This window comes from Lederbergia lenta NBRC 16444, from assembly GCF_001591545.1.
GTDB lineage: Bacteria > Bacillota > Bacilli > Bacillales > Bacillaceae_C > Lederbergia > Lederbergia lenta.
Genome location: NZ_BCVC01000004.1, coordinates 22,897 through 39,128 on the forward strand (window position 1 = coordinate 22,897; position 16,232 = coordinate 39,128).

General features: G+C 37.4%; 16 protein-coding genes. 8 read left to right on the top strand and 8 right to left on the bottom strand.

The window, feature by feature from the left end; all coding sequences use genetic code 11:
- The first annotated feature begins 46 nt into the window (after window positions 1–46).
- Together BLE01S_RS14200 and BLE01S_RS14205 are read left to right on the top strand one after the other, a co-directional pair.
- The gene (locus BLE01S_RS14200; RefSeq protein ID WP_066143534.1) at window positions 47–247 is read left to right on the top strand and encodes a cold-shock protein; all 201 of its coding nucleotides are present in this window, start codon (window positions 47–49) and stop codon (window positions 245–247) included.
- A gap of 153 nt (window positions 248–400) precedes the next feature.
- Window positions 401–1,114 (top strand): sulfite exporter TauE/SafE family protein, encoded by a 714-nt coding sequence (locus BLE01S_RS14205; protein ID WP_066143538.1) that lies wholly within the window; start codon window positions 401–403, stop codon window positions 1,112–1,114.
- Between the two features lie 67 nt (window positions 1,115–1,181).
- Here the strand turns inward: BLE01S_RS14205 and gdhA are convergent, their stop codons facing one another.
- Complete coding sequence (gene gdhA, locus BLE01S_RS14210) at window positions 1,182–2,564, bottom strand: NADP-specific glutamate dehydrogenase (protein ID WP_231955864.1); 1,383 nt, start codon at window positions 2,562–2,564, stop codon at window positions 1,182–1,184.
- A gap of 170 nt (window positions 2,565–2,734) precedes the next feature.
- On the opposite strand from gdhA, the gene gltC reads away from it, so the two are divergent.
- A complete protein-coding gene (gltC, locus tag BLE01S_RS14215) occupies window positions 2,735–3,637 on the top strand; it encodes a glutamate biosynthesis transcriptional regulator GltC (RefSeq protein ID WP_066143542.1) in 903 nt (300 codons plus the stop codon).
- 308 nt (window positions 3,638–3,945) lie between these two features.
- On the opposite strand, the gene BLE01S_RS14220 is transcribed toward gltC, so the two are convergent.
- Window positions 3,946–5,079: a M20 peptidase aminoacylase family protein gene (locus tag BLE01S_RS14220; protein ID WP_066143543.1), complete on the bottom strand. Its 1,134-nt coding sequence runs from the start codon at window positions 5,077–5,079 to the stop codon at window positions 3,946–3,948.
- Window positions 5,080–5,233: 154 nt separating this feature from the next.
- Here BLE01S_RS14220 and BLE01S_RS14225 point away from each other — a divergent pair, with 154 nt between their 5' ends.
- Together BLE01S_RS14225 and BLE01S_RS14230 are read left to right on the top strand one after the other, a co-directional pair.
- Entirely contained in the window at window positions 5,234–5,920 is a 687-nt protein-coding gene (locus BLE01S_RS14225; RefSeq protein WP_066143548.1) for a phosphoribosylaminoimidazolesuccinocarboxamide synthase, read from the top strand.
- 18 nt (window positions 5,921–5,938) lie between these two features.
- Window positions 5,939–6,394, top strand: a complete 456-nt coding sequence (locus tag BLE01S_RS14230; protein WP_066143552.1) for a nucleoside deaminase — start codon at window positions 5,939–5,941, stop codon at window positions 6,392–6,394.
- A 148-nt stretch (window positions 6,395–6,542) separates the two neighbouring features.
- Here BLE01S_RS14230 and BLE01S_RS14235 read toward each other — a convergent pair whose 3' ends face one another.
- Window positions 6,543–7,688, bottom strand: coding sequence for an MFS transporter (locus BLE01S_RS14235; protein WP_066143555.1), 1,146 nt, complete (start codon window positions 7,686–7,688; stop codon window positions 6,543–6,545).
- Window positions 7,689–7,937: 249 nt separating this feature from the next.
- Between BLE01S_RS14235 and BLE01S_RS14240 the strand changes: the two genes are divergently transcribed.
- From BLE01S_RS14240 to BLE01S_RS14250, 3 genes are all read left to right on the top strand, one after another.
- Complete coding sequence (locus BLE01S_RS14240) at window positions 7,938–8,987, top strand: SepM family pheromone-processing serine protease (RefSeq protein WP_231955863.1); 1,050 nt, start codon at window positions 7,938–7,940, stop codon at window positions 8,985–8,987.
- Window positions 8,988–9,018: 31 nt separating this feature from the next.
- The gene (locus BLE01S_RS14245; protein WP_066143557.1) at window positions 9,019–9,918 is read left to right on the top strand and encodes a DUF1002 domain-containing protein; all 900 of its coding nucleotides are present in this window, start codon (window positions 9,019–9,021) and stop codon (window positions 9,916–9,918) included.
- Window positions 9,919–10,396: 478 nt separating this feature from the next.
- A complete protein-coding gene (locus BLE01S_RS14250; RefSeq protein WP_066143559.1) occupies window positions 10,397–11,572 on the top strand; it encodes an acyl-CoA dehydrogenase family protein in 1,176 nt (391 codons plus the stop codon).
- Here the strand turns inward: BLE01S_RS14250 and BLE01S_RS14255 are convergent.
- From BLE01S_RS14255 to BLE01S_RS14275, 5 genes are all read right to left on the bottom strand, one after another.
- Window positions 11,569–12,771, bottom strand: coding sequence for a class I SAM-dependent rRNA methyltransferase (locus BLE01S_RS14255; RefSeq protein ID WP_066143563.1), 1,203 nt, complete (start codon window positions 12,769–12,771; stop codon window positions 11,569–11,571). The two genes, BLE01S_RS14250 and BLE01S_RS14255, sit on opposite strands and share 4 nt — an antisense overlap.
- A gap of 522 nt (window positions 12,772–13,293) precedes the next feature.
- Window positions 13,294–13,992, bottom strand: a complete 699-nt coding sequence (locus BLE01S_RS14260) for a copper homeostasis protein CutC (RefSeq protein WP_066143566.1) — start codon at window positions 13,990–13,992, stop codon at window positions 13,294–13,296.
- Between the two features lie 135 nt (window positions 13,993–14,127).
- Window positions 14,128–15,144: a DUF1646 family protein gene (locus BLE01S_RS14265; protein ID WP_066143570.1), complete on the bottom strand. Its 1,017-nt coding sequence runs from the start codon at window positions 15,142–15,144 to the stop codon at window positions 14,128–14,130.
- Window positions 15,145–15,179: 35 nt separating this feature from the next.
- Window positions 15,180–15,380, bottom strand: coding sequence for a YwbE family protein (locus BLE01S_RS14270; RefSeq protein ID WP_066144104.1), 201 nt, complete (start codon window positions 15,378–15,380; stop codon window positions 15,180–15,182).
- A gap of 79 nt (window positions 15,381–15,459) precedes the next feature.
- Window positions 15,460–16,215, bottom strand: coding sequence for an AAA family ATPase (locus BLE01S_RS14275; protein WP_066143572.1), 756 nt, complete (start codon window positions 16,213–16,215; stop codon window positions 15,460–15,462).
- Window positions 16,216–16,232: the final 17 nt, after the last annotated feature.

The following is a 16,232-nucleotide window of genomic DNA, read 5'->3' on the forward strand; positions in this document are numbered from 1 at the left end:
TGTTTTACATCGCTATTAAGTAACAAATTTTTGGAGGTTTTTCATAATGAATCAAGGTACAGTAAAATGGTTTAATGCAGACAAAGGTTTCGGTTTCATCGAAGTTGAAGGCGGAGAAGACGTATTCGTACATTTCTCAGCAATCACTGGCGAAGGCTTCAAATCACTTGAAGAAGGCCAAAAAGTAAGCTTTGACATCACTCAAGGCAACCGCGGCGACCAAGCAGCTAACGTTGTTAAATTATAATAAACGTTAAAAGGCATGGAAGAGATTTCTCTTCCATGCCTTTTTTGCATTTAAGGATGTATAATTTTTAAACCGATTGTAAGACGAGTATAATAATGTATAAATGAAAAATTCTAAAATTATTGAATTTCAGAATTGGAAGGGAAACTCTTAATGTTTGATTATATACTTTTTGCCATTATTATTCTAATTTCATCTATTTTACAAACGAGTACGGGATTTGGTTTTTCAATTATGGCGACTCCATTCTTGCTTTTATTATTTAGCCCTGCAGATGCGGTCCAAATAAATTTAATTTTGTCCCTCTTTATCTCGACCGCATTAATAGCAAAAATTAAAAAGGATGTGGATCGTGAGATATTGAAAAGATTTATAACGGGAAGTTTTTTAGGAGTGCTAATTGGAGTTTGGATATTACTTACTATTAACCTAAGTTTGTTGAAAATAGGAGTCAGCCTTCTAATTCTTTTGCTAACAGTGTTGTTAATATTAAATTTTCGTATACGACAAACATATAAAAGAGATTTGGTGGTCGGGGGATTTTCTGGCGCATTAACAGCAAGTATCGGAATGCCTGGTCCACCATTGCTTCTCTATTTTTCTGGAACAGAGGCAAAAAAGGAGAAGCTAAGGGCCACTACCTTGGCATTTTACCTATATATCTACTCTGTAAGTCTGTTTTTGCAAGTTATTTTTGTTGGTACAACAACAAAAGCCTGGATAGCTAGCGGTATAGGCCTACCTTTAGTAGTTATTGGACTGTTTATCGGACAAATATTATTTCGATATATTAACCAAAGAATTTTTCGTATTTTTACGTACATTATTCTTATATTTACAGGAGTATATTTACTATTTGGAAAATAAAAAGACGATTCCCTCATATAAATAAGAGCATCGTCTTTTCTTAAATCAAATATATTTATGCCATATCTTATATAATACCGTGCATAAGCATCGCATCAGCCACTTTTGTAAAGCCGGCGATATTTGCACCAGTAACTAGGTTACCTGGTTGACCGTACTCTTCTGCTGCTCTCACACTGCTGTTATAAATATCTGACATGATAAGTTTGAGTTTGTCATCGACCTCTTCAAATGTCCAAGAAACACGTGAACTATTTTGTGCCATTTCCAACGCGGAGACAGCCACACCGCCAGCATTGGCTGCTTTACCAGGTCCGAAAAGAACGTCGCTGTCATGAAATACTTCGATTGCTTCAAGTGTAGATGGCATATTAGCCCCTTCGCCAATAGCTTTCACTTTATTAGCAACAAGTATTCTTGCAGAGTGTTCATCAAGTTCATTTTGCGTAGCGCATGGAAGAGCAATATCACATGGAACAGTCCAAATACCCTCGCTACCCTCGACATACTTCGCATGAGGTCGATCTTTTACATATTCACTAATTCTACATCTATCTACTTCTTTCAGCCTTTTCAGCGTATTAAGGTCAATGCCAAGTTCATCGTAAATATAGCCGTTTGAATCACTGCATGCAACAACATTTCCGCCAAATTCTTGTGCTTTTTCAATTGCATAAGTCGAAACATTACCAGAACCAGAAACAATGACTGTACTACCTGTAAATGTTAATCCTTGGTCTCTAAGCATTTCCTCAACAAAATAAACCGTACCATAGCCGGTTGCTTCCGTTCTTCCAAGACTACCACCATAATTTACACCTTTACCAGTAAGTACGCCAGGATCAAAATTTCCGCGCAATCTTTTGTATTGTCCAAACATATAACCAATTTCTCGTGCGCCTACCCCGATATCTCCAGCAGGAACATCAACATCTGAACCTATATACTTACTTAGCTCTGTCATAAAGCTTTGGGTAAAGCGCATTATTTCCCCATCCGATTTTCCTTTAGGATCAAAATCCGATCCGCCCTTACCTCCACCAATTGCTTGCCCAGTCAAAGCATTTTTGAAGATTTGCTCAAAGCCTAAAAATTTTATGATACTAGCATTTACTGATGGATGGAATCGTATTCCGCCTTTATAAGGACCAATAGCACTATTAAATTGAACTCGGAAACCACGATTTACTTGTACTTTACCTTGATCATCGACCCAAGGTACACGAAATGAGATCAAACGTTCAGGTTCAACGATTCTTTCCAAAATGCCATTCTCTATATAATGAGGATTTCTTGCAAAAACGGGAATGAGAGAGTGGAAAATTTCTTTAACAGCTTGAAGAAATTCATATTCATTTGGGTTTCGATCAATTACCGTCTCATATACTTCATCGATATAAGCTTGAGCTGTTCGTATGTTATCATTTTTCATATTAATCACCATCGCCATAATTTACACTCCTTTTTCCGCAACTCTCCACAAGAGTGCATACATAATTTACCAATCGTACCGATAAAACTCGTTGTAGAATATTTTATCTTCTACAATTAATCTAAACAATATGAATTTGAGATAAGATTCATGCTATGATTAGATTAGTCTGAAAAAGGGTGAGTATTTTGGAACTAAGACAAATTCAATATTTTATAGAAGTCGCAAAACGTGAACATATGACGGATGCAGCAGACGCTTTACATGTAGCACAATCCGCAGTTAGTCGACAAATTGTTAATCTGGAAGCTGAACTTGGTATCAATTTATTCATAAGAGAAGGAAGAAACATTCGATTGACACCAATTGGACAAATGTTCCTGGAAAAAATGCAACAAGCTATGGATGTAATCGAGCAAGCTAAAAGGGAAATAAATGAATGCTTAGATCCTGAGAAAGGAACAGTAAGAATCGGATTTCCGAGTAGTCTTGCTGCCCATTTACTCCCAACAGTTATTTCAGCATTTCGAAAAGAACATCCAAAAGTAAAATTTCAACTTCACCAAGATTCTTATTATAATTTAATCGACTCAGTTATAAAAGGTGAAATTGATATGGCGCTTATGGGTCCTCTTCCAATGCAAGAACGTCGGGTTAAAAGTGAAGTTTTATTTGTAGAGAAACTTGTTGCACTATTGTATTCAAATCATCCACTTGCGAGAAAACGTACACTTACACTAGATGATTTACGCCATGACTCATTTATTCTTTCTCCAAAAGGCTATATATTGCGTGACGTAGTTATAAAAGCGTGCCAGCAACATGGATTTGAACCAGATGTTTCTTTTGAAGGAAAAGATATTGATGCGATTAAAGGCCTTGTATCTGCGGGCCTTGGTGTTACGATGTTGCCTGAAATTACGCTTATCGATAGTTTGCCGAGAGCGACAGTGAAAACTTCCATTACAGAACCTGAAGTAACACGTACTGTTGGAGTCATTATTCCAAGAGATCGTGAACTTATGCCAACCGAGTTATTGTTTTACGAATTTCTGCAAAACTTCTTTCACACATTAAATGAATACCAATAATACATAGTTATTTTCCCATAATCCGTGATAAATAAACATTTTTAGCTCTGGCAAGTGCCCTTAATGTTGACTCGTATTACCGGCATTATAATAGAGCTATTACGAAGCAATAGTGAAGGGGCTAGGCGCTATAGCTAGACAAATGCTCCGCCCACGCAAAGCGGGTGCTATAACAGAAATCACCACACATGTTCGAATAATTATAAAGGGCTTCGTGTGCTTTGCGTCCGGGTTTTCTGTATCCTGTTATTCATATGAATAACAGGATGTTTTTTATTACTTTCTTGAGGCAGCTGCGGCGCCCTTCCTTACCGCTTTACCCGACTAGTTAGTAAAACCATTTCAGTAAGGATATCTATTCCATTGAATAGAGCTTGTTTGTCAAAAGTCATGCTGGGATGGTGAAGACCGGGTTTCAAATCGCATCCGAGCCCGATCATTGTTGCTTTTAAAGTCGGTTTGCTAATTGTGTAGAAATGAAAGTCATCACCGCCAGGGGTTAAAAGGGCTGGAACTGTATAATTCTCACCTAATACGTTCACAATCGCCTGTCGCGCAATTTTTTCAGCGTCTGGAGCTACTTTTGCGGCTGCAAGGGAGTAATCATTTACGATATTTATTCTCGTTTCAAACAGTTGCTCAGTCAATTCAAGAATATTGTATACTTTTTTTTGTAGTAACTTCATATGTTCATTTGTTTGTGCGCGTAAATCAAGGGAAAGGGAAGCTTGGCCAGGGATAATATTAGTATTTTTCCCACCGGCATGAAACTTTGTTACCTTTATGGAGTGGGGGACGGTTGGATCTAGATGAACAGTATTTAGTAGATTGACGATATGCATCCCAATCTCAATTGCGTTGCTTGTTAAATGTGGCCGAGCCCCATGGGCATCCTCCCCAACAATTTCACATTCTATTGCGCCAGTTGCTCCGTGAATAATGGCTGGAGTAGCAAAGCCATTCGGCGTTTCTGCGCTTGGGCGTAAATGAATACCAAATAAATAATCAACATCATCGACGACGCCTTTTTCTGCCAATGTAAGGGCACCTTTACCTACTTCTTCAGCCGGCTGAAAAATAAAGCGGACTGATATCTTTTCTCTTAATTGTGGATTAGCCTCTAGTTTCCAGAGAACGCCAAGAACCATTGTCATATGGGCATCATGACCACAAGAATGATTTGCTTTGTATATGCCGTCAACCTCTTGCCATAATGCATCCATATCAGCGCGAATGGCAACGACTGGAACTCCTTTTGATCCGCCTCCAAAGTCACCGATTACTCCTGTACAGTCATCAAAAGTTGTTACATTACAGCCAGCCATTTCAAGTTGTTGTTTTATAAAAAATGTAGTATTTTGTTCTTTCCAACTAATTTCAGGGTTGGCATGAAGATAAGAAAATGTATCGAAAACTTTTTTATGAAATATGTCCTGTTGCATAATAGATCTTCCTTTCAAAAAGTGATGAACGTATCAATCTATTCATTCAATAAATTTTATTCTATCTGATTTTTCAGAGCAGCGGGTAGTGTTTCACTTTTTTTGTTATAATTAGTATATGTTAATAATTCTGCATGGGGGAAGGGATTGCTAAATGGAGTTAATTTATCAAGGGAAAACAAAAGATGTATATTCACTTAAGGATGGAAATTATTTATTAAAGTTTAAAGATGATGTGACAGGTGAAGATGGAGTTTTCGATCCTGGAGCCAATACTGTCGGCCTGCAAATGGAAGGTGCTGGGCAAGCGGGACTAAGATTAACGAAGTATTTTTTTGAAATTTTACAAGCAAACGATCTTCCGACTCATTATGTTGATGCAGATATTGATAAGGCTGAAATGATTGTGCAATCTGCTAAGATGTTTGGAAAAGGATTAGAAGTAATTTGTCGCTATAGAGCAGTTGGCAGCTTTTTACGAAGATATGGTATGTATGCGGAAGAGGGACAGAGTCTTGATGGATTTGTGGAAGTGACATTGAAGGATGATGATCGTCAAGATCCACCGATCAGTGCAGATGCGCTGGATATGCTTGGCATTTTATCACTTGCAGAATACGAAGAAATGAAGGATTTAACAATTAAAATTAGTGGTATTGTAAAAGAAGAGCTGGCAAAAAAAGGAATTGAGCTATTCGATATTAAATTAGAATTTGGTCGTACGGGCAAAGACAAAAAAATTACGTTAATCGATGAGATATCCGGTGGTAATATGAGAGCCTATAAAGATGGTGTCTATATCGAACCATTGGAATTGGAAAGGTTAATTGTTTCAGAATAGTTTCAAGGAGGGGTCGAAATGGATCAATTCATGAAAAGAGCAATTGATTTGGCGCTGAATAATGTTGAAGAAGGTGGGAATCCATTTGGTGCTGTGCTCGTTAAGAATGATGAAATTGTAGCAGAAGGTGTAAATGAGCTTCATCATACATACGATGTAAGTGGTCATGCGGAACTTATCGCCATTCGAAAGGCGCAAGCGGAGTTAAAGACACTTGATTTAGGTGACTATACGTTGTATGCAAGCGGAGAGCCTTGTCCGATGTGTATGGCTGCTATCTATATGTCGGGAATAAAGAAAGTGTATTACTGTGGCTCTATAGAGCGTGCGAAAGAAGTAGGGCTTGGAGCATCTGAAATAATTTACAAAGAACTTGCGCTTCCAAGGGGGGAAAGATCAATTGAAATAATCCATATGCCCCTAGAAGAGGACGCTAAAGATCCTATGGTTGAGTGGAGTAGTAAAGATAAATAGCAAGTTATCATATTGATCCATGCTTCGCCTAATTAAAGTGGCGAAGCATGGATCTTTTTAAGTCAGCTACAGCGCCAGAAGATTAGCGGGGTTAAGGCCTTTTCTTGTAATAAACGATTCTGACTGGAATTCTTCCTTCGTTTGTAGATCAATTAGATTTAGCGACGCTTGTGATTTTCTTAATTAGAATTAATGGAATGATCGTCATAGCTGCTGCTATAAATGGTGCAAAATGTAAGCCACCATTGTGAATAATGATTCCACCAATCAGAGCGCCGAGCCCGATTCCAATATTTAAGGCGGACATATTTAAACTTAATGACAGTTCAGCATTCTTTGGATTAATATTAATTAATGCTGATTGAATCGCAGGGTTTGTGGACCATTGAGCAAAATTCCAAATGAAAATAACGATACTAAACAAAAGTATATAAGGTAAAGATAATCGTAGGAATAGTAAAGCAATCATAAATAAACTACCAGCTATCCAAAGCGTGCGCTTAGATCCTATCAAGTCCGATAAACTACCTCCCACGGCTGTTCCTGACGTTCCAGCGACACCTGCGAGTAATAAAATAAAGCTGACAGTTGCTAATGAATAGCCGCTATCTGTCATCATTGGACTAATATAGGAATATACAACGTAATGGGCTGCTAGCCATATAGTTGTAATTGATAAGAGACTGACGACTTCTCGATTTTTTAAAAGAGCTTTAAAAGGCATTTTCTCATTAGCAGTTGCTCCTTCCGTTTTAGGAAGAAATAATGCAATTAGTATGAAGCAAATAATGGATAGAGTGGCTATTAGCCAAAAGGTGGATCTCCAGCCAAACGTCGAGCCGATATAGGTCCCAAAAGGAACTCCAAACACATTAGCTGCGCTGAATCCCATATAAACTAGTCCTAAGATTCTCCCTTGTTTGCTTGGATGGGCGAGTTTTGCTGCGGTAGACAAAACAACGACGATAAATAAAGCGGCCGCCAATGCTGTAATAATGCGAACACCTGCAAGCATAAAGTATGAAGGACTCAAAGCTGAAAGGATATTTCCACCAATAAAGATCGCTAATGAGATTAAAAGCACTATTTTTCGTTCCAACTTTGCTGTTTTAATGGCTAAAATTGGCGCTCCAATCGCAAATGAAAATGCGTAAATGGTGATGAGTTGCCCTGATAATGATTTGCTAACTTGTAAATCAGCAGCAATTAATTCTAATATGCCAGTTATAATCAACTCAACCGTGCCAACTACAAATGTACTCATGATGAAAATAAATAAAAGCCGTTTCTGCATGAAATCAATCTTCTTTCTATTTTAAAATAATTCATTGTTTTTATTGCATCGATCATCATAACTGTTAAAAGGTATAAATGCAATTTTGCTGTGCGCTAGATAAAAATGGTAGACTAAAAAGAAAAGTACATGGAATACCTAATTATTGATCCAATTTGAAACTTATTATTATTTTATACGTCTATTATTAAGTGGAGCACTTAGTTTAATCAGCCGATCAGATACTGATAAGGAAAGGGGAGTTTTTAAATGATGAATACCTTGTTTTCAAATATAAAAACACGAAAAATACTAGGGACAATTCTTATTTTAATCCTTATTTCCTTTTTCATACCTACCCCCTATTATCTATATCAACCTGGATCAGTTGAAGAATTAGCATCAAAGGTAACAGTGGAGGGCGGGGAAAAGCAAGCGGAAGGGAATTTTTACTTAACAACGGTTCTATCATTAAGGGCCAGTAATATCTATTACCTAGCTTATGGCTTGGTGGCGCCGCACACAGATATGCGAAAGGTAAAAGAGGTAAAAGGAGATTTGACCGATAAAGAATATGAAAGAATGTTAGAGCATATGATGACTTCATCTCAACAACATGCACTGGTTGCTGGTCTCCGTGCTGCTGGAGAAAAAGTAATTGTAAAGCCAAATGGTGTGTTTGTAAGTAATGTATCGGGTACATCTAATGCAAAGGGAAAAATAGAAGTTGGGGATGTTATTAAGCAAGTGGATGGCAAGCAGGTTAATCAAATAACTGATTTCCTTTCTTTGCTTAAAAACAGAAGTCAAGGAAATGTTGTTGAGCTTACATTTATCCATGATGGTAAGGAAAAAAGTGCGGACATAGAACTTATCCCAATTGCAAATGGGGAAAATAAAGCTGGAATAGGCATTGTCCCAGAAGATCAGTTTGAGATTGAAACAAGCCGTACTATAAATATAAATGCTGCCGATATCGGGGGACCTTCTGCTGGTTTAATGTTCTCCTTAGAAGTATATAATCAGTTAATGAAGAGTGATATAACAAAAGGATACGAAATTGCGGGTACTGGCACGATTGATATGGAAGGAAATGTAGGGCAAATCGGAGGAATCCGCGAGAAGATTACTGCTGTCAATAAAGCAGAAATGGATATATTCTTTTGTCCAGCAGATGTATCTATGACTGATACAAATGAAATGGATGTATTGGATGAAGTGAAAAAGGAAGGGTATGACGTTAAGGTTGTGCCCGTAAAAACATTGCAAGAAGCAATAGACTATTTGAATAAATTGCCACCAAAACAACACGTTGAATAAATCTAGTTAAGAATATGAAAGGGGCAAGACAATGTTTAAACAATTAGGAAAGAGATTACTATTAGCAATAGTAGCTTTAGGTCTTATATTTCAAGGAAGCGGACAAGTTGCAGCAGAAGAAAGTATAAATGAAAAATTCGGACTACCAGTCGTTGTACTGGGTGAGACTTTGACAGAAGCACAAAAAGAGGAAGTAAGAAAGTTGCTTAAAATAAATGACTCCGCAAATGTGGAAGAAATTATTGTGACAGCACAAGATCTTGCGCGACTAATAGATGGGAATCCAAACTCTCGCATGTTTTCATCAGCAAAGATTACATTGAAGGAAAAGGGGAATGGCCTTGTTGTTACAAGGGTAACACCTGAAAATATTACGGAAGTAACGGAAGAAATGTATGCTAATGCATTATTAACGGCAGGGATTGAGAACGCGAATGTCGAGGTTGTCTCACCAGTAAAAGTAAGTGGCCACTCTGCGCTTGTTGGTATTTATAAGGCATATGAAAGCAAAGGGGAAACACTTGATAAAGATCGGATGGAAGTAGCCAATGAGGAATTAGATTTAGCAACCGAGCTTGCTGATAAAGAAGGCCTAGATGATGAAAAGGTTGGGGAACTGTTAACTGAAATCAAAAAAATGATTGCGGAACAGAAACCTGTTACAAGAGAAGAAGTGGAACAAATTGTTGAAGAACAATTGAATAAAATGAATATAGAACTAAGTGAAAAAGACCGTCAGCTACTTATTGACTTATTTGAAAAAATGCGATCACTTAATATCAATTTTGATAATGTAAAACAGCAACTGGAAGATATTACGAAAGATATTAAGCAAAAGATGGAAGATGTCATTGGCGATGAAGGATTTTGGGATAGTGTATCTAATTTCTTTAAAAAATTGATTGACTCCATAGCAAATTTATTTAAATGAATCCATTTGTAATGGAGAAATAGTATGGAAATTCCAACAAAGTTGATTTCTGCTTCAGGATATTGCTTTTCAGGGCGTGTGGTAGGATTCTGCGAGATCTCACTTGTCACACTGATCCCCTAAGAAAGGGCATATTACGCTTCCGTCAACTTGGTAGCCTAATTCTCACAGTAAGTTTTATTCCATTCATGCAATCACCGCAACCTTATGAGATTTACTCTGAGGTTGCTTTTTTAATTGACTATAATAATGTACAATCCGACTTTTAATTCTTGCTCGCCACGAGATCACCATGAAATATAGAATGTTCCCCAACTTCCTATTTCTCCTTTTGGTTGTTCCGTTCGGATACGGAAGCTCGCTGCATTTCCTGATGTTATTACTTTCTTTATAATCAGTAATCCCAACATTTGCCTTTTGTTGACTAGAAACGTAAACTAAAAACAAGTGTTCCAATGCGAAAGAGAGGTAAAGAGGTATGGCATATAATGACTATTTTATTAGAAATGAGCGTGAAGCACGTTATGTTGCAGAGGCAGCCTTATTAGCTAAAAAATTCGCACCGCGAGCTAGCTATTATGACGAAGAGGCCGCATTTCCATTTGAGAATTTTCAAGACCTTAAAGAAGCTGGATTCTTAAAGACAACCGTCCTGAAGGAATATGGTGGTGATGAAGCGTCCCTATATGAAATGGTATTAATATTAGAACAATTGGCGAAAGGAGACGGATCGACAGCTCTTGGACTTGGATGGCATATAGGATTTATGCTAAGTCTCCGGGCAGGACACAGCTGGCCAGAGCCCCTTTTTGAAAGTATATGCAGGGAAGTCGTTGAAAATGGAGAAATGGTAAATAGTTTTGCTAGTGAACCATCAACTGGAAGTCCTACAAGGGGTGGAATGCCTAAAACAACGGCTGAAAAAACGGATAACGGTTGGTTAATTACAGGGAGAAAGACATTTAGTACATTAAGTCCTATTCTAAATTATTTTATTGTGACAGCGAGTATAGTGGGAGAAAAGAAAATTGGTAGATTCTTAGTAAAGAAATCTGACCGAGTACATATTGATGAGACATGGAACACGCTTGGGATGCGTGCAACGGGTAGCCATGATGTAATCTTAAAACAAGTAGAAGTACCTGAAAGTGCGCTAATAGGAATAGAACAACCAGGTAGTAAAAGAAATGTAAGGCAAGATCAAGGTTGGTTGCTACATATACCAGCATGCTATATCGGCATCGCTCATTCCGCAAGAGATTATGCTATCCAGTTTGCGAATGATTATAGGCCGAACAGTTTACCTGGTCCTATTTCCGAGGTGCCACATATCCAAGAGAAAATAGGGAAAATGGAAGTCAAATTGAAAACGGCAAGAATGCTACTATATTCCGTGGCTGACCGCTGGGATCAAAATCCTGATGAGCGTCTGGAGTTAAAATCTGAATTGGGACTTGCGAAATACGTTGCAACCAATTCAGCTCTTGCAATCGTAGATATGGCTATGCGCATTGTTGGTGGGGGAAGCCTGTCCAAAACCTTCCCATTGGAGCGAATGTATCGGGATGTCAGAGCAGGTCTTCATAATCCACCAATGGATGATGCAGTAGTAAATGGGTTAGCTAAAGCAGCAATTGATTCATTTTCGTATTAATGCGTTGTGTTTGCTTTAATAATGGCGACTTTTAAGTAATTTCCTTCAGAAAAGTGTATAGATGTTTTAAAATCTTGAGGAAGTGAGAACTCCTCGAGGATTTGGTATGTGCTATCTAATTCCTTAAAAGCTGAATCGATAAATCCTTTAAATTTTTTCATACCAAAAGCAGTGCTATTTGTTGAAGCGATAATTATTCCATTTTTTTCTGTGATGATGATCGCTTCTTTCAATAGCTTTTTGTAATCTTTAGCTACGCTAAATGTCACTTTTTTTGAGCGAGCGAAACTAGGTGGATCAAGAATGACAGTATCAAACGTTAGTTGTTTCCGTGCAGCGTATTTAAAATATTGGAAAACATCTTCAACAACTATGTTATGTTTTTCATGATTTATTCCATTAATCTGAAAATGCTCGATTGTTCTACCTTTACTTCGGTTTGCCAAGTCAACACTAGTTGTTTTTGTAGCACCGCCCAATGCGGCAAATATCGAAAATGCTCCTGTGTACGAGAAAGTATTTAAAACAGTTTTTCCTTTGGCATAACGATTCATAATCGCTTTCCGGACTTCGCGTTGATCTAGAAAAACGCCAACCATTGCTCCATCATTTAAATAAATGGCAAACTTTACACCATTTTCTTTGACAATAATGGGGAATTCAAGACGTTCACCTTTTACAAAGTCATCGTCCTCCATATATTGTCCCGTACGAGAGAAGCGTTTTTTCTCATAAATTGCTTGGTATTGTACGGCATGTTCCAATGCGAAAAGAATCTCTTTTTTAAATGTATAGATTCCTTCACTATACCAAGTGATGAGATAGGAACCAGCGAAATAATCTATCGTAAGTCCACCAATTCCGTCCCCTTCACCATTAAAAATGCGAAAAGCAGTTGTTTCGTTGTCATTGAAAAAGCTAGCTCTAGCTTTAATAGCTGTAGAAATCTTTTTAGTGAAAAAGTCTTGATTTATCATTTCATTTTTATTATTACTCAATATCCAACCATAGCCTTTATTTTGTTTACCAAAATACCCTTTACCAAGAAAGTGTCCTTGCTCGTCAACTAGGTTGAATATAATTCCCTCTGATGTAAGAGGCTTTGTATTTAAAATTGCTTCTTTAGATACTAATGGATAACCTTGTTGATACATATTTTTGAATTTATCTTTTATTGAAATCATTATCTCAACCGTCATGGTTAAATCTGCCCCTATCATTGTCTATCATATCGATTTATTATAACAGAATTTAGCAACTGAACAAAAATGGAATTTTGTAACCAGTGGTTCAGAAGCAGAAAAGTGCAATACTCCGTTGGTTGGAGGGCAATCGACTAACGTTAGAGGCGACATACGTTGCTTTTAGAACAATTAACAGATTTGAAGTATACGTAGGAATCGATATGTAACAGTATCAAACCGACAAGCTCCAGTTTTAGGACCGAATTAATATAGGGGAAACAGGAGGTTGAGAGAGAAACTAAAAAGCGGATTGTTGATTATGATCAATTAAAAAAGCAACCTCAGAGTAAGCCCCATGAGGTTGCGGTGATCTCATGTGTGAATCAGTTCCTGAAAGTTGCATTTCACCTTTTCAACACAATATCCTCTATGATTACTAAATAGCTAAATTCAATTCGTAAGAAGATAACTCAACTATTGAACAAGCGCCCTTGCGAAAAAAATATTCGTTAGGATCCTGAAGCGGAAATTAACGGTTTAATTTGTTCCTTCCAATGTACGGCGTATTTGTTTAATAGCATCTTCAGAAAAACCATGATGAAATGATTTCTCTAATCTTACTCCAGAGCCAAAATGGTATTCTTTTGCATCTACCTGTTGATGAACGGTTGCGATATTTTCAGGTGATAAACCAGAGCCAGGCAAAATTGCAGGGCCCCCAGTTAAACGTGATTGCTCAACAAGCCACTTTAATTCTTTCGTTGCGTCTGCGCAACTTGCCTTTCCACCAGAAGTTAAAATTCTCTTTATTTCATATTTATATTGAGTAAGTGTTTTATATGCTTCTTGCTGAGAGGTAACCTCATCAAAAGCTCTATGGAAAGTAATGTCAAGACCAGAAGCATGCTTTATTACCTTCTCTAATAATTGTTCATCAATGGAACCATCGGAGTTTAAAGCGCCAAAAACGATGCCGGTTCCTCCAAGTTCTTTAATAATCGAAATATCTTCTTTCATCACTTCCCAATCGAAATCACGATAAACAAATCCATTGCTATGTGGTCGAATCATAATTTGGACAGGCAAATGAGTACTTTTTAATACCCTTTTTATGGTGCCATAACTTGGGGTTAATCCACCTTCACTAATGGCAGATACAAGCTCAAGTCTATTAGCTCCATACGCTTCGGCTTGCATTGCTTCTACTTCGTCTTGAACGATCATTTCAATTATCATTTAAATTGCTCCTTTTAAAAGTACTTTTAGCGTTATTATAGCTTAAAAAAAAGAACAACCCGCAAAAAAAGTGCAGGTGTTCTTCTTTTGAAAACAAAGACCTGGGCTCTTTGTCCCGGTTTAGCTAATGAGACATCATCCGAAAATAAGAATGACAATGAAGTAAGCTACCATAGCAATTAAACCAACTGGTACTCCAAAACGTGCCCATTCGCGGCTCGTAATATTCAGTTTACCTGCTGCTATGATATTTGGGATATTTCCTGGGATCAACATACCGCCACTGATGAGCAGTCCAAGTAATATCGCCTTAAGTGTTGGTGCATCCATCATTGGGCTAATTTCTGCTGCAGCAAGTGTTGCATTGTCTAACACTGCAGAGATCATATTGATCCAATATAGGACAAGTGGGCTAAGTCCAAGCAAATATCTTTCAATGAAAGGTTCAAAACCTGCGCCAAGCAATGTTAAACCCATCACAAATAAATAAACCTTTAATGATCGAATAATAATCTCTTTGTAATTTTCTGTCTGCTGCTTGGCGGTTAATCCGTGTTCACTTTGCATAGGTTTAACCATGATGGCAGCAAGTACAGCAAAAATAAGCACAGCTGGAATCACATCTGGTCCAATTAGTTTCAGTAAAAAGAAGAAACTTTCATCTAATTTACTCACAGCAATTGTTGATAACGGTTCTCCAATTGGCGTTAAAGCTGCACCAAGCCCAATGGAGAAACACGCTAAAATGACTAGTCGTATTTCAGATCGGCGATCAAGCCGTAACACGCTTACAATCACCACTAGAGCGATAGCAGCAATAATAGCTGTAATGATACTAGAGATTAATCCTAAGATGATGACAACAAGCGCAATAAATAAACGGAATGGGATCGCTTTACTCATCCCGAGAATTCCTTTTTCTAGTGGATCTTGCAGCCACTTAAATAAAAGTCCAGCGATAAGAACAGCCAAAGTAATATTGATTGGATCAACTAATGCTTTCGTAAATAAAGAACCAGTTAATACTTGGCTAATCGCTGCAGCAGCAAGACCCATAATAAATAAAAATGCCTCTAAATTACGCTCTACAACCTTTACAGTAAATGGTAAAAATAAAACAAATATTAATATGATTGTTAACCCTAATATCATAAGCTCGTTCCCTTTCCTTTTTGTATAAAAGAATATTAATTCTCCTGAATAATTTGTTGGACTCTCCCTACTTGTCCATCTTCTAGCCTTACTTTAATACCGTGTGGGTGAAAGGCAGATTTAGTTAAAAGATTCTTGACTATCCCTCTGGTTGTTTTTCCAGTACGCTGATCTTGCTTAAGAACGATATCCACGGTTAAGCCAACTTTTACATTTTCTCGATTTTGTCCATTCATCATATATCAGTCCGATCTTTTATTATTAGTATATAGAGAGTTGTTAAAAAATTAAAGTATTACATCCAATATAGATTTACTATTCATTAAATAAATGATGGAGAATCCTTTCTTTATCATCAAAAAATTGTTTCAAAAGTAAATAGTGATTAGTATGCTCTAGTTCTTTTTCTTGAATCCCATCCTGTGAAAATTCATAAATAATTGAATTTGGGTAAGCCATTAGCACAGGAGAATGAGTGGCAATGATAAATTGAGAATCTTGCTGAACCAATTCGTGAATGCGCGATAGCATGGATAATTGGCGCAGTGGTGAGAGAGCGGCCTCAGGCTCATCCATAATATAGAGACCTTTACCTCGAAAGCGATTTAAAAATGCAGCGAAAAAAGATTCACCGTGCGACTGTTCATGAAGAGAGGTTCCTCCGAAATGGTCAATAATACGTGGGCCACCTGAATCTTGATCCAACTTTTCTATATGGGTTGCAACATTATAATAGGTCTCAGCTCGTAAAAAGAATCCATCTTTCGGTTTTCGTACTCCTTTAACGACTCTGAGGTATTCTTCTAAAATAGAATGTGAGTCATGAGTCGAAAAATTGAAATTAAATGTCCCGCCTTCCGGATTAAACCCAGCTGCAATTGCAATTGCTTCTAGTAATGTCGATTTACCCATGCCATTTTCCCCGATTAAATAAGTAACTTGGGGGTGAAAGTCAAATACATCAAGTGACTGAATGGCAGGAAGGTCGAACGGATATCTATTTATATAGGGAATATTTTGTCGAAGTAATTTTACGTTTCGCACATATTGGTCTGTTTTTGTTAAAGGCATATGAATCCCTCCCAATT

Bases quoted from the DNA above. Each gene is read 5' to 3' on its own strand.
- BLE01S_RS14200 (WP_066143534.1), top strand. From the start codon at position 47: ATGAATCAAGGTACAGTAAAATGGTTTAATGCAGACAAAGGTTTCGGT.
- BLE01S_RS14205 (WP_066143538.1), top strand. From the start codon at position 401: ATGTTTGATTATATACTTTTTGCCATTATTATTCTAATTTCATCTATT.
- gdhA (WP_231955864.1), bottom strand. From the start codon at position 2,564: ATGGCGATGGTGATTAATATGAAAAATGATAACATACGAACAGCTCAA.
- BLE01S_RS14220 (WP_066143543.1), bottom strand. From the start codon at position 5,079: ATGCAACAGGACATATTTCATAAAAAAGTTTTCGATACATTTTCTTAT.
- BLE01S_RS14225 (WP_066143548.1), top strand. From the start codon at position 5,234: ATGGAGTTAATTTATCAAGGGAAAACAAAAGATGTATATTCACTTAAG.
- BLE01S_RS14230 (WP_066143552.1), top strand. From the start codon at position 5,939: ATGGATCAATTCATGAAAAGAGCAATTGATTTGGCGCTGAATAATGTT.
- BLE01S_RS14235 (WP_066143555.1), bottom strand. From the start codon at position 7,688: ATGCAGAAACGGCTTTTATTTATTTTCATCATGAGTACATTTGTAGTT.
- BLE01S_RS14240 (WP_231955863.1), top strand. From the start codon at position 7,938: ATGATGAATACCTTGTTTTCAAATATAAAAACACGAAAAATACTAGGG.
- BLE01S_RS14245 (WP_066143557.1), top strand. From the start codon at position 9,019: ATGTTTAAACAATTAGGAAAGAGATTACTATTAGCAATAGTAGCTTTA.
- BLE01S_RS14250 (WP_066143559.1), top strand. From the start codon at position 10,397: ATGGCATATAATGACTATTTTATTAGAAATGAGCGTGAAGCACGTTAT.
- BLE01S_RS14255 (WP_066143563.1), bottom strand. From the start codon at position 12,771: ATGACGGTTGAGATAATGATTTCAATAAAAGATAAATTCAAAAATATG.
- BLE01S_RS14260 (WP_066143566.1), bottom strand. From the start codon at position 13,992: ATGATAATTGAAATGATCGTTCAAGACGAAGTAGAAGCAATGCAAGCC.
- BLE01S_RS14265 (WP_066143570.1), bottom strand. From the start codon at position 15,144: ATGATATTAGGGTTAACAATCATATTAATATTTGTTTTATTTTTACCA.
- BLE01S_RS14270 (WP_066144104.1), bottom strand. From the start codon at position 15,380: ATGAATGGACAAAATCGAGAAAATGTAAAAGTTGGCTTAACCGTGGAT.
- BLE01S_RS14275 (WP_066143572.1), bottom strand. From the start codon at position 16,215: ATGCCTTTAACAAAAACAGACCAATATGTGCGAAACGTAAAATTACTT.